The 14,184-nt window shown below is 75.4% G+C and carries 3 protein-coding genes; all 3 read left to right on the plus strand.

Annotated elements, in window-relative coordinates:
• Nucleotides 1–16 precede the first annotated feature (16 nt).
• The 3 genes from V6U77_RS14120 (at nt 17) to V6U77_RS14130 (ending at nt 14,157) form a co-directional block, all read left to right on the plus strand.
• On the plus strand, nt 17–9,268 hold the full coding sequence (locus V6U77_RS14120) for a type I polyketide synthase (protein WP_334606762.1): 9,252 nt from the start codon (nt 17–19) through the stop codon (nt 9,266–9,268).
• Between the two features lie 53 nt (nt 9,269–9,321).
• Entirely contained in the window at nt 9,322–10,518 is a 1,197-nt protein-coding gene (locus V6U77_RS14125; RefSeq protein WP_334606763.1) for an alpha-hydroxy acid oxidase, read from the plus strand.
• A gap of 510 nt (nt 10,519–11,028) precedes the next feature.
• Nucleotides 11,029–14,157 carry a non-ribosomal peptide synthetase gene (locus tag V6U77_RS14130; RefSeq protein WP_334606764.1) on the plus strand — a complete coding sequence of 1,043 codons (3,129 nt, stop codon included), beginning with the start codon at nt 11,029–11,031 and terminating at the stop codon, nt 14,155–14,157.
• The last annotated feature ends 27 nt before the right edge of the window (nt 14,158–14,184 follow it).

Here is a 14,184-nt window from a genome sequence, read left to right on the forward strand (position 1 = left end):
CTGAGGAGGGCTACTGATGGCGAACGAAGAGCAGCTTGTCGAGTACCTTCGGCGCGTCACGGCCGACCTGCACGAGACGCGGCGCAAGCTGCGGACCGCGACGGAGCGGGAGCCGATCGCCATCGTCGGCATCGGCTGCCGCTTCCCCGGCGGCGTACGCTGCCCCGACGACCTGTGGGAGCTGGTGTCGTCCGGCGGGGAGGGCATCACCGACTTCCCCACCAACCGTGGTTGGGACCTGGACGACCTGTTCGATCCGGACAGCGGCACCGGCACCAGCTACGTGCGGCGGGGCGGCTTCATCTCCGACGCCGTCGACTTCGACGCGGGCTTCTTCGGCATCAGTCCCCGCGAGGCGCTGGCGATGGACCCGCAGCAGCGGCTGATGCTGGAGACGTCGTGGGAGGCGTTCGAGCACGCCGGGATCGACCCGCACTCGCTGCGCGGCAGCCGCACCGGCGTGTTCGTCGGCGCGAACAGCGTCGAGTACCTCAGCGCCATGCAGCGCGACGTGGACGCGCTGATCGGCTACACGATGACCGGGGTCGCGGGCAGCGTGGTCTCCGGCCGGGTGTCGTACGTGCTGGGGCTGGAGGGACCGGCGGTCACCGTCGACACGGCCTGCTCGTCGTCCCTGGTGGCCATGCACGTGGCCGCGCACGCGCTGCGCAGCGGCGACTGCGACCTCGCGCTGGCCGGCGGCAGCTGCGTCATCGCCACACCGGGCACGTTCATCGAGTTCTCCAGCCAGAAGGGGCTCGCCCCGGACGGGCGGGTGAAGGCGTTCGCCTCGGCGGCGGACGGCACGGCCTTCGGCGAGGGGGTCGGCGTACTCGTGCTGGAGAAGCTGTCCGACGCGCGCCGCAACGGCCACCAGGTCCTGGCCGTGATGCGGGGCTCGGCGGTGAACCAGGACGGCGCGTCGAACGGTCTCACGGCGCCCAACGGACCGTCGCAGCAGCGGGTCATCCGCGCCGCGCTGGCCAGCGCCGGGCTCACGCCGGCCGACGTGGACGCGGTGGAGGCGCACGGCACGGGCACCACGCTGGGCGACCCGATCGAGGCCCAGTCGCTTCTCGCCACGTACGGCCAGGAACGCGAACGGCCGCTCTGGCTCGGCTCGGTGAAGTCGAACTTCGGGCACACCCAGGCCGCCGCCGGCGTCGCGGGCGTGATCAAGATGGTCATGGCGCTGCGGCACGAGGAACTGCCCCGCACCCTGCACGTCGACTCGCCGTCGCACCACGTGGACTGGACCGACGGCGCGGTGCGACTGCTCGACGAGCCGGTGCGCTGGCCCCGGGGCGACCGCCCTCGCCGCGCGGGCGTCTCGTCGTTCGGCATCTCCGGCACCAACGCCCACGTGCTGATCGAGGAGCCCCCGGCCGTCGAGACCCCGCAGACCCCCGCGCCGGCCGAGGGCCCCACCGTGTGGGTGCTGTCCGCCCGGAGCGAGGCGGCGCTGCGCGAGCAGGCGGTCCGGCTGCGCGGACACCTGACCGACGACCACGCCGAGCACGACGTCGCGTACGCGCTCGCCACCACCCGCGCCCGCCTCCCGCACCGCGCCGTCCTCGTCGGGGACCGGGCGGAGCTCTCCGCCGCGCTCGACGCGCTCGCCGACGGCGGCGCCGCCCGCAACCTCGTCACCGGGCTCGCCGACGTCGGCGACCGCAGCGCCTTCCTCTTCCCCGGCCAGGGCTCGCAATGGCTGGGCATGGCCACCGAGCTGCTCGACACCGCACCCGTGTTCGCCGCCCGGATGGCGCAGTGCGCCGCCGCCGTGGACCGGCACACCGACTGGTCGCTGCTCGACGTGCTGCGCGGGGTGCCGGGTGCCGCCTCCCTGGACCGGGTCGACGTCGTGCAGCCCGCGCTGTTCGCCATGATGGTCTCGCTGGCGGCGCTGTGGCGCTCGCACGGGGTCGAGCCCGCCGCCGTGGTCGGGCACTCGCAGGGCGAGATCGCCGCCGCCTGCGTGGCCGGCGCGCTCAGCCTCGACGACGCCGCCCTGGTGGTGACCCGCCGCAGCCAGCTCATCGCCGTGGACCTCGCCGGGCGGGGCGGCATGGTGTCGGTGTCGGAGCCGGTCGCCAAGGTCGCCCGGCGCCTGCGGCCGGGACTGTCGGTCGCCGCCGTGAACGGACCGTCCACCGTGGTCGTCTCCGGTGCGCCCGAGGCACTCGACGAGCTGCTGGCCGAGTGCGAGCGCGACGAGGTCCGGGCCCGGCGCATCGACGTCGACTACGCCTCGCACTCCGCGCACGTGGAGTCGATGCGCGACGAGCTGCTCCGCGTCCTCGCCCCCGTCCGGCCGCGCACCGGCGACGTCCCGCTCTACTCGACCGTCACCGGCGCACTGCTCGACACCGCCGAGCTGGGCGCCGAGTACTGGTACCGCAACCTGCGGCAGACCGTCGAGTTCGAGCAGACCGTACGCGGCCTCGTCGCCGACGGCATCGACTCCTTCGTCGAGGTCAGCTCGCACCCGGTGCTCGTACCCGCCGTACAGGACCTGCTCGACGAGGCGGGCGGCGGCTCCGTCGTCGGCACGCTGCGCCGCGACGAGGGCGGCCTGCGCCGGTTCCTGCTGTCGCTGGGGCAGGCGCACACCCGCGGCGTGCGGCCCGACTGGGCCACGCTGGTCACCGCCCCGCCCCACCCGGTGGCCCTGCCCACGTACGCCTTCCAGCGCCGGACCTACTGGCCCAGCGGCGCGGGCGGCCCGGTCGACGCCACCGGCCTCGGCCTGGGCTCCACGGGCCACCCGCTGCTCGGCGCGACCGTGTCGCTCGCCGGCGCGGACGGGGTGCTGCTCACCGGCCGGCTGTCGACCTCGGCGCACCCGTGGCTCGCCGACCACCGGGTGGCGGGCCGGATCCTCCTGCCCGGCACGGCCTTCGTCGAGCTGGCGATCCGCGCGGGCGACGAGGTGGGCGCCACCGAGGTCGAGGAGCTGACGCTCGAAGCGCCCCTGGTCGTGCCGGAGCGGGGCGCCGTGCAGGTCCAGCTCCGCGTCGGCGAGCCCGGTCCCGACGGCTCCCGTCGGCTGACCGTCCACTCCCGACCCGACGGCGACGACCCGTGGACCCGGCACGCCACCGGCACCCTGGGCGCCGGGACTCCCGGCGACGGCGACCCCGCGGCCGCCCCGGCGGGCGTCTGGCCGCCGGAGGGCGCCGAGGCCCTGGACACCGGCGAGCTGTACGACCGGTTCGCCGCGCTGGACGTGACGTACGGCCCCGCCTTCGCCGGCCTGGGCCAGGTGTGGCGCCGGGGCGACGAGGTGTTCGCCGAGGTCACCGCCCCCGAGGCGGCGAAGGTGGCGGGCTTCGGCCTGCATCCCGCGCTGCTCGACGCGGGGCTGCACCCGCTCGGCCTGGGCGTGTTCACCTCGGACGACGGCGCTGGCGGGCCCTGGCTGCCGTTCGCCTGGCACAGGGTGAGCCTGCACGCCACCGGCGCCGCCCGGCTCCGGGTCACCATCCGCCCGGCCGGCCCGAACGCCGTCGCGGTGACCGTCGCCGACCACACCGGCGCGCCGGTCGCCACGATCGACGCGCTGGCCGTCCGCCGCCTGCCCGCGGGCGCGCTCGCCGAGCTGACCAACCCGCGCCACCAGGCGATGCACGTGCTCGACTGGGTGCCGGCGCCGGTGGGCGACGGCGCCGCCACGGTGGCTGTCGTGGGCGGCGAGCTGCCCGGCGCCACCGCGTACGACAGCCTCGCCGAGGTCGCCGAGGTCCCCGACTACGTGGTCCTCCCGGTCACCTGGGACGGCGACGACCTCATCGGGGCCACGTACCGGGCGGTGGAGCGCACCCTCGCCGCCGTCCAGGAGTGGCTCGCCGACGACCGGTTCGCCGCCGCCCGCCTGGTCGTGCTGACCGAGGGGGCCACCGACGCGACGGCACCCGCGCTCGCCGCCGTGTGGGGCCTGCTGCGCTCGGCCCAGTCCGAGAACCCCGGCCGGTTCGTCCTCGTCGACGTCGCGGGTGGGCAGTGGGCGCCGAACCTCGTGCCCGCACTGCGCTCGGGCGAGCCGCAGCTGGCCCTGCGGGGCGCCGAGGTCCTCGTGCCCCGCCTCGCCAAGGCCTCGGGGCAGCCGGGCACGACGCCGGAGATCACCGGCACCGTCCTCGTCACGGGCGCGTCGGGCACGCTCGGCGGGCTCGTCGCCCGGCACCTCGTCGCCCGCCACGGCGTACGTCGGCTCGTGCTCGCCGGCCGGCGCGGCATGACCGACGACCTGCGGACGCTGCACGACGAGCTGACCGCCCAGGGCGTCGACGTGACGGTCGCCGCCTGCGACGCCGCCGACCGCGAGGCGCTGGCCGCGCTCGTCGCGGAGCACCCGCCCACGGCGGTCGTGCACACGGCCGGCGTCCTGGACGACGGGATGATCGCGTCGCTCACGCCGGAGCGGATCGCGACCGCGCTGCGCCCCAAGGTCGACGCGCTCGTCAACCTGCACGAGCTGGCCGGCGACCTGAGCGCCTTCGTCGTGTTCTCCTCGGCCGCGGGCGTCCTGGGCGGCCCCGGCCAGGGCAACTACGCGGCGGCCAACGCCTTCGTCGACGCGTTCGCCGCCCACCGGCGCGCCCTGGGCCTGCCCGCCGTGTCGCTGGCGTGGGGCATGTGGGCGCAGCGCACCGGCCTCACCGGCGCCCTCGACGACGCCGACCTCGCCCGGATGCGGCGCTCCGGCGTACGGCCGCTCTCCACCGAGGATGGCCTCGCGCTGTTCGACGAGGCGCTCCGCGCCCCGGAGGCGGCCCTCGTGCCGATCCAGCTCGACCTCGCCGCGCTGCGCGAGCAGGCGACCGGCGGAGTGCTGCCCACGGTGCTGCGCGGCCTGGTCCGCACCCCGGCGCGCCGCCAGGTCTCCGCCGACGCCGCGGCGGCCTCCGACCTGCTCGCGGCCCTCGCCGGCCGTGGCCCGGCCGAGCGCCGCAAGGAACTGGTCGACATCGTCCGTACGCAGGTCGCGGTCGTGCTCGGGCACGGCGGCGCCGAGGCGGTCGGCGCGACGAAGGCGTTCAAGGAGCTGGGTTTCGACTCGCTCACCGCCGTCGAGTTCCGCAACCGCCTGAACGCGGTGGTCGGCCTGCGGCTGCCCGTCACGCTGGTGTTCGACTACCCGAACCCGACGGCGCTGGCCGAGCACCTGGACGCGGAACTCTTCGCCGGAGGGGCGGCCGCCGCCGTGGTCGTGGCCGCGACCGACGCCACCGACGACCCGATCGCGATCGTCGGCATGGGCTGCCGGTTCCCCGGCGGCGCCACCTCGCCGGAGAAGCTGTGGGACCTCGTCGCGGGCGGCGTCGACGCGGTGGCCGGGTTCCCGACCGACCGGGGCTGGGACATCGACAACCTCGTCGACCCGGATCCGGACAAGCCCGGCCGCACCTACTGCGGCGAGGGCGCCTTCCTCTACGACGCGGCCTGGTTCGACGCCGAGTTCTTCGGCATCTCCCGGCGCGAGGCGCTGGCCATGGACCCGCAGCAGCGGCTGTTCCTGGAGACCTCGTGGGAGGCCGTCGAGCGTGCCGGCATCGATCCCACCACGCTGCGCGGCAGCCGCACCGGGGTGTTCGCCGGCCTCATGTACCACGACTACACCGCGCACCTGCAGCACCTGCCACCCGAGCTGGACGGCTTCATCGGCACCGGCGTCGCCGGGGGCGTGGTCTCCGGCCGGGTGTCGTACGCGCTGGGGCTGGAGGGGCCGGCGGTCACCGTCGACACGGCGTGCTCGTCGTCGCTGGTCACCCTGCACCTGGCCGCCCAGTCGCTGCGCCGGGGCGAGTGCGCGCTCGCCCTGGCCGGCGGCGTGACGGTGCTCGCCACACCCAACGCGTTCATCGACTTCAGCCGCCAGCGGGCCCTCGCGCCGGACGGCCGGTGCAAGTCCTTCGCCGCCGGCGCCGACGGCACCGGCTGGGGCGAGGGCGTCGGGGTGCTGGTGCTCGAACGGCTCTCCGACGCGCGCCGCAACGGCCACCCGGTGCTCGCCGTCGTACGCAGCACCGCGGTCAACCAGGACGGCGCGAGCAACGGCATGACCGCGCCGAACGGCCCCTCCCAGCAGCGCCTGGTCAACCAGGCGCTCGCCGACGCCGGGCTGCGGCCGGCCGACGTCGACGCGGTCGAGGCGCACGGCACCGGGACCACGCTGGGCGACCCGATCGAGGCCCGGTCGCTGATCGCGACGTACGGTCGCGACCGGGGCGAGCACCCGCTCTGGGTCGGCTCGATCAAGTCGAACATCGGGCACACCCAGGCCGCCGCCGGCGTCGCCGGGATCATCAAGATGGTCGAGGCGATCCGGCACGGCCTGCTGCCGCCCACGCTGCACGTCGACGCGCCGTCGCCGCACGTGGACTGGGCGGACGGGGCCGTCCGGCTGCTGACCGAGGCGTTGCCCTGGCCGGAGACGGGCCGTCCCCGCCGCGCCGGCGTCTCCTCGTTCGGCATCTCCGGCACCAACGCGCACGCGATCATCGAACAGGCGCCGGAGCCGGTGGTGGTGGACTCGACCGCCGAGGTGCCGGTGGTGCCCCTGGTGGTGTCGGGCCGCGACCCGGCCGCGCTGCGCGACCAGGCGGCCCGGCTCGCCGCCCACCTCACCGACGACGCGCCCGCCGTGGACGTGGCCTTCTCGCTCGCCACCACCCGTACCGCCCTGCGGCACCGGGCGGCCGTGCTCGGCCGGGACCTGACCGAGCTGCGCGCCGGACTCGCCGCGCTGGCCCGCGGCGAGAACGCCCCCGGGATCGTCGGCGGGGTCGCTGACACCGCCGGGGCGACCGCCGTGCTCTTCACCGGTCAGGGGGCGCAGCGGGTCGGGATGGTGGGGGAGCTGATGGGCTTCCCGGTGTTCGCGGCGGCGTTCGGCGAGGTGTGCGGTGCGTTGGACGGGCATCTGGAGCGGCCGTTGCGGGAGGTGTTGGGCAGCGAGGAGGTGCATCAGACGGGGTGGGCGCAGCCGGCGTTGTTCGCGGTGGAGGTGGCGCTGTTCCGGTTGTTCGAGTCGTGGGGGGTGCGGCCGGACTTCGTGGCGGGGCACTCGATCGGTGAGTTGGCGGCGGCGCACGTGGCGGGGGTCCTCACCCTGCCGGACGCCGCCCGGCTGGTCGCCGCCCGGGGCCGGCTGATGCAGGCACTGCCCACCGGTGGGGCGATGGTGGCCGTACGGGCCACGGAGGACGAGGTCGCGCCGCTGCTCTCCGGTGACGTGGCGATCGCGGCGGTGAACGGGCCGGAGTCGGTGGTGCTCTCGGGCGACGAGACCGCCACCCTGGCGGTCGCCCGGGAACTGGCCGCCGGCGGTCGCAAGACCAAGCGGCTCACCGTGTCGCACGCGTTCCACTCGCCGCTGATGGAGCCCATGCTCGACGAGTTCCGCGCGGTGGCCGAGTCCGTCGCGCACCACCCGCCGACGATCCCCGTGCTCTCCACGGTCACCGGCGAGGTCGCCGAGCTGACGCCGGACTACTGGGTCCGTCAGGTACGGGCGACGGTGCGCTTCGCCACGGCGGTCGAGGCGCTGGCGGCACGCGGCGTACGCACCTTCCTCGAACTGGGTCCCGACGCGGTGCTCACCGCGCTCGGTCGCGAGTGTGTGGCGGACGGCGAGTTCGTTCCCGCGCAGCGCGCCGACCGGGGCGGAGCACTGGTGGTGACCGAGGCGCTGGCCCGCCTGCACGGCCGAGGCGTCGCCGTCGACTGGACCGCCTTCTTCGCCGGTGCGCGCCGAACGGACCTGCCCACGTACGCCTTCCAGCGCACCCGGCTGTGGCCCGACGCGCCCGCCGTGGCCGCGCCGACCGACGACTTCTGGGCCGCCGTCGAGCGCGACGACCTGGGCACGCTGCTGGGCCTGGACGACACCGCGTCGCTGAAGGACGTGGCGGTGGCGCTGTCGTCGTGGCGGCGCGGGCCCGCGCCCGGCTACCAGCTCCGGTGGACCCCGGTCACCGAGCTGCCGGTGCCCGCGCTGCGGGGCGTGTGGCTGGTGCCGGCGGACGCCGACCGGATCGCCGAGGCCCTGCACCGGCACGGCGCCGACGTGCGGGTGTACCGCGACGGCACGGCGGACGAACTGCTCGACCTGGTGCCCGAACACGCCGCCGCGGGGGTGCTGACGACGTCCGCCGGCCCCACCCCGGCCGGCCTGCTCCGGGCCCTCGACGAGGCCCGCATCGACACCCCGGTGTGGAGCCTGACCCGGGGCGCGGTCGCGGTCACTCCCGGCGAGCGGATCACCGACCTCGACGGGGCGGCGGCGTACGGCTTCGGCCGGTTGACCGCCCTCACCACGCCGCGCGCCTGGGGCGGCGTCGTCGACCTGCCGGAGACGCTCGACGACCGGACGCTGACCGCGCTGTGCCGGGTGCTCACCCGGGGCGCTGGCGAGGACCAGGTGGCCCTGCGTCCGGCGGGTGTCTTCGCCCACCGGCTCGTCGCGGCCCCCGCGCCGACCGGCGAGCAGTGGCGCCCGGCCGGCACGGTGGCGCTGCACGGCGGGCCGCTGGCCGACCGGATCGGCGACCTGCTGCGGGCGGCGGGCGCGACGGTCACCACGGGACCCGCCGAGACCGTGGTCGTCACGAGCGACGCCGACGATCCGGTCACGACCGCCCTCGCCGCCCGGGCGGAGCGGCTCGTGCTCGTGCACACGGTGGACGAGATGTTCGGGATCGCCGGCGCCGCCGAGACCGCGGCCGTCTTCGACGCGATCGCCCAGCAGCGCGACGGCACGGTGTCGGTCGCGGTCGGCCCGGAGCTCACCGTCGAGCAGTTCGGCGCGGCGGTGGGCGCGGGCGCTGTCGGCCGGGTCGTCGCCGCCGTGGACTGGGCCTCGTTCGCGCCTGACTACACCCGCTACCGGCCGAGCCCGCTGCTGCGGGACCTGCCGGAGGCCATGCGCCACATCACCGAGACCCCCGACGACACGCTCGACGTCGACGGCCCCGACGCGTTGCGCAGGCTGCTCGACGGCGCCGACGAGGACGGGACCCGCACGGTGCTGTCCCAGGTGGTGCGGGCCCAGACCGCGTACACCCTCGGTCTGCCGTCGGCCGCCGCCGTCGACGAGAACCAGGAGTTCCTCGACATCGGCTTCTCCTCGCTCACCGCCGTCGAGCTGCGACGCCGGCTGGAGACCCTCACCGGGCTGGAGTTGACCGCCGCGCTCGTCTACGACCATCCGACGCCGGCCGAGGTGGTCGAGGAACTGCTCGCCCAGCGGGCCCTCGTCGCATAACCGACCCCACGCCGAGGCGTGGCCCCCACCACGCCTCACGGAAGGAAGCCCCCATGAGCAAGTCTGCCCGGATGAGCAGCCTCATCAAGCCGCCCAAGGTGGCGTGGAATCCGACGCAACGCCGGCTGCTGCGTGCGGCGGGCATCGCCGACCTGCGCGACGTCGCCCGCAGGGCCGTGCCCCGGATGGTGTTCGACTACTGCGACGGGGCGGCGGACAGCGAGCGCAGTCTCAGCCGCGCCCGGGAGACGTTCGCCAACATCGAGTTCCAGCCGTCGGTGCTGCGCGACGTGTCCACCCTCGACACCAGTTGTACGGTGCTCGGCAAGCGGCAGGAGCTGCCGTTCGCCCTGGCGCCCGTCGGGTTCAACCGGGTGATGCACGCCGAGGGGGAGCCCGCCGTGGCCTCGGTGGCGCAGCAGTTCGGCATCCCGTACTCGGTCTCCACCCTCGCGACCACGTCGCTGGCGGACGTCGCCGCCGCCGCGCCGCAGGGGCGGCACTGGTTCCAGCTGTACTTCGCCGAGGACCGGGCGATGGTCAAGGAACTGATCGCGCTCGCCGAGGAGGCGAAGTTCGACACCATCCTGCTGACGCTGGACACGCCGATCTCCGTGCCGCGCCGCCGCGACATCCGCAACGGGCTCACCATTCCGCCGTCGATGAGCGTCGGCACCATCGCCGAGGCGTTCCTGCACCCGGGCTGGTGGATGCGGCAGTGGCGGGCCGGCACGCCGTCGCCGCAGGTGCTCAAGGCGACCGGCGGGTCCGCGTCCGACATGATCAAGCGGGTGTTCAACCCGCGGCTGTCCATCGAGGACGTCGAGTGGCTGCGCGGGGCCTGGTCGGGCAAGCTCGTCGCCAAGGGCGTGCAGAGCGTCGCCGACGCCAGGCGGGTCGCGGCCGTGGGGGTCGACGGGGTCTGGCTGTCCACGCACGGCGGCCGCAAGCTCGACCGGGCCCCGGTGCCCGTGGAGTTGCTGCCGCACGTGGTGGACGAGGTGGGCGACCGGGTCGAGGTGCTCGTGGACACCGGCATCACCTCGGGCGCGGACATCGTGGCCGCGATCGCGTTGGGCGCCTCCGCCGCCGTGGTCGGGCGGGCCTACCAGTACGGGCTGATGGCCGGCGGCCGGCGTGGTGTCGTACGGGCCATGGAGATTCTGAGCCGGGAGATCGAGGTCACCATGAAACTGCTCGGGGTCTCCTCGGTGAGCGAACTGAACCGCTCCCACGTCAAGTTCCGCTGACTCCGGCCGGGTTCCACCTTTCCCCGCCGCGCGGCGGGGCGGATCCCCCGGGTCGGGACAGCCCCCGCCCAGGTCGGCACGCCCGCCGGGGCGGATCCGTCCCGTCCGCACCGGACCCGTCCCGCCGGCTACCCTCCGCTATCGCGCCTGCTCGTCCGCAGGGCGCGGTAGGGCCGCCCGTCCCCGCCGCCCGCTGGCCCCGGACCGCCGGTGGCGGGCGTCGAATCTGCGCGGTCGCCGGCGTGGGCGCGAAGGATTGCCTGGTGAGGGGCCTGTCCGCCGGATGGTCGGCGGGTGGGCCGCGGAGGTCGGCCCCGGTCGCCAATCCCGAGTGACGAAAGTCGATGTAGCAGAAAGTTGCATATTCCCTGCCGTCGATCAGCCCTCTAATGTCCATGACCAGCGGCTCGGTCATAGACCAGGGGCGATCATCTGCCTTGCCGTGCGTCGGTGTGGATTCGTCCCGTCCGTGGCCTCACCGGCCCGGCGGGCTCGGGGACAGGAGGCGGGATGACGGCGGGGGACACCGGATCCGCGACGGCGGCTTCCGTCTGCGACGGGACGACGTACCGGTACACCGCCACGCGTCCGGCGGCCGTCGGGGCCGCGCCGCACCGGGGCGGGCCCTTCCTGCCGGTGCCGACCATGATCGAACGACGCGTCGACCTGCACCCGCAGCGCAGGGCGGTGTCGTTCCGGGGCCGCTCGCTGACCTACCGGGAACTCGACGACCTGGCCAACGGCGTCGCCGCCACCCTCGCGACGCGGGGAGTCCGGCGGGGCGACCTGGTGCCCGTCCTGCTCGCCGACGGGCTCGAACTGCCCGTCGTCGACCTCGCCCTGATGAAGCTCGGCGCGGCCTTCGTGCCCGTCGATCCCGGCTGGCCGGTGGACCGGCTGCACGCCTCGCTGCGGGTGATCCGACCCCGGCTCGCGGTGGTACGCGGCGCCGACCCCCGCCCCGACACCGGCGACGTCCCCTGCCTGCCGGTGGACCTCGACGACGTCACGCCGACCCGCCGCCGGCCCGGCGTGCCGCTCGGCCCGGCCGACCTGATCTACGGCATCTTCACCTCCGGCACCACCGGCACGCCGAAGTGCGCGCTGAACCGGCACGACGGGATCGCCAACCGGCTGGTGTTCATGACCCGCCACTTCGCGGCCACGGGCGCCGAGGTGGTGCTCCAGAACAGCCGGCACACCTTCGACTCGTCGGTGTGGCAGATGTTCTGGCCGCTGACTACGGGCGGCCGGACGGTGGTGCCGGTCGAGGGCGGCTTCCTCGACGTGGAGCGGACCGTCCGGACGATCGCCGACGAGGCCGTCACGATGACCGACTTCGTGCCGAGCGTGCTCGGCGCGCTGGTCTCGGTCCTGGACCGGGACCCGGCGGCCCGGCGGGGGGTCGCCTCGCTGCGCAACGTGATCGTCGGCGGCGAGGAGATCGACCCGTGGGCGGTGCACCGGCTGGTCGAGCTGGTGCCGGGAGTGTCGGTCACCAACGGCTACGGCCCGACCGAGGCGTCGATCGGCATGATCTTCCACACCGTCGCCCGATCCGACGGCGACGTCATCCCCATCGGCCGGCCCATCGACAACTGCTACGCCGCCGTGGTGGACGACGAGCTGCGGCCCCTGCCGCCGGGCGAGACCGGCGAGATCGTCATCGGCGGCGTGTGCCTGGGCGAGGGGTACCTCGACGACCCGGCCCGCACCGCCGAGGTGTTCGTGCCCAACCCGCTGCCCGGCATCCCGGGCCCACGGCTCTACCGCACCGGCGACCTCGGCCGGATCGCCCCCGACGGCCGCCTGCACTTCGCCGGCCGCCGCGACCACCAGCTCAAGGTCAACGGCGTCCGGATCGAGGCGGGTGAGATCGAGGCCGCCGCCACCCGGCTGCCCGGCGTACGGCAGGCGAAGGTCCTGCTCGCCCGCGAGCACCGGGGGAAGTCGCTGGCCCTCTTCCTCGCCGCCGACGCCGAGGTGACCGAGCCGCAGGTGCGCGCGCACCTGCGCCGGCTGCTGCCCCGCGCCCACGTGCCACGGCACGTCGTCGTGCGCGACGCGCTGCCGCTGACCGGCAACGGCAAGGTCGACCGGCGGGCGCTGGAGACCTGGCTGGAGCGTACGTTCGCCGACCGGACCCGCCCGCCGGCCGTGCCCGCCGACGCGCGGACCCTGCCGGAGCGGGTGCTGGGGGTGTTCCGGACGGTCCTCGGCCGGCCCGACCTCGACCCCGACACCGACTTCCTGGACGCCGGGGGCGACTCGCTGCAGGCCCTCGACGTGGTCACGGCCCTCGGCGCGGACCAGAGCCTCCGCGTCGGCGTGCAGGACCTGTTCACCCACCGCAGCGCAGCCCGGCTCGCCCGGGCGCTCGCGGTACGGCTGCGCGCAGCCGACCCCACCGAGACCGAGGACGAGCTGGTGGAGCGGGACGCGAAGGTCCCGGCCGACTTGCCCGTACGCCCGGTCGGCCGGCGCCGGGCGCCGCGTACGGTCCTGGTCACCGGGGCCACCGGATTCGTCGGCGCGCGCCTCGTGCACGAACTGCTCGCCACCACCGACGTCCGGGTGCTGTGCCTGGCCCGCGCGGCCGACGACGCCGAGGCCACCGCCCGCGTCGTGCGCGCGCTGGCCGAGCGGGGCCTGTGGCGGCCCGGCCACGGCCTGCGCCTGCACGGGTACGCGGGCGACCTCGGCAGCCCGGCCCTCGGGCTGACCCCGGAGGCGTGGGCCCGGCTGGCCCACGACTGCGACCTCGTGCTGCACGCCGGGGCGCTGGTCAACTTCCTGTTCGACTACCGGGCGCACCGCGCCGCGAACGTCCTCGGCACCGCCGAGCTGCTCCGGCTCTGCCTGACGGGCCGACCGAAGCCGCTGCACCACGTCTCCACCCTCGGCGTCCTCGACAGCGAGGCCGTCCGCCATCCGCAGCCGCTGTCCGAGACGTACGACCCGGCCCTCGCCGTCCCGCCGACCAGCGGCTACAGCCGGTCGAAGTGGGTGGCGGAGCGGTACCTCGACGAGGCTCGGCGGCGCGGCGCGACCGTCACGGTGCTGCGCCTCGGCGAGGTGATGCCCGCGGCCGACGACGGGCACCCCAACCCCCGGGCCCTGACCCATCTGCTGCTGGCGGCCTGCCACCAGCTGCGGATGCGCCCCGACGCGCCCGTGCGCTCCGACTGGACGCCGGTGGACTGGGCCGCCCGACGCATCGTCGCCACCGTGGTCGATCCGCGCCAGTGGGGCGGCACGCTGAACGTCCTGCACCCCGTGAGCGTCGACTTCACCGACCTGCCGCTGGCCGGCGCGGACGCCCTGCCCCGGGTGAGCTGCGCGCGGTTCCTGGCGGCACTGCGCGACGCGGCGGCCGGGGGCGACCGCGACGCCGCCGTGCTGCTGGCCCTCTTCCCGCCCGGCGTGGGCGCCGACGAGGAGCGGCTGCGCGCGATCTTCGCGACACTGCTCACCGACAATCCCCGGCTGTTCCGGCGCGACGGCTGCGCCGAGCTGGAACGGCGGCGGGGCTTCAGCGACCACCGGCTCGGCCCGTCCGTCGGCGCCTACCGTGCCTGGCTGGGCGAGCACGTGCGGCGGGACGCCGACCGGCTGCTGCTGCCGGCGGGACCAGGGTGAACGGCCGCGCGCGGCGCGGTGACCGGC

Source organism: Micromonospora sp. CPCC 205546, from assembly GCF_036902715.1.
Classification (GTDB): domain Bacteria; phylum Actinomycetota; class Actinomycetes; order Mycobacteriales; family Micromonosporaceae; genus Micromonospora.

What these genes read in the sequence shown, in the direction of transcription:
- V6U77_RS14130 (WP_334606764.1), top strand. Translation starts at nt 11,029, where the DNA reads ATGACGGCGGGGGACACCGGATCCGCGACGGCGGCTTCCGTCTGCGAC.
- V6U77_RS14120 (WP_334606762.1), top strand. Translation starts at nt 17, where the DNA reads ATGGCGAACGAAGAGCAGCTTGTCGAGTACCTTCGGCGCGTCACGGCC.
- V6U77_RS14125 (WP_334606763.1), top strand. Translation starts at nt 9,322, where the DNA reads ATGAGCAAGTCTGCCCGGATGAGCAGCCTCATCAAGCCGCCCAAGGTG.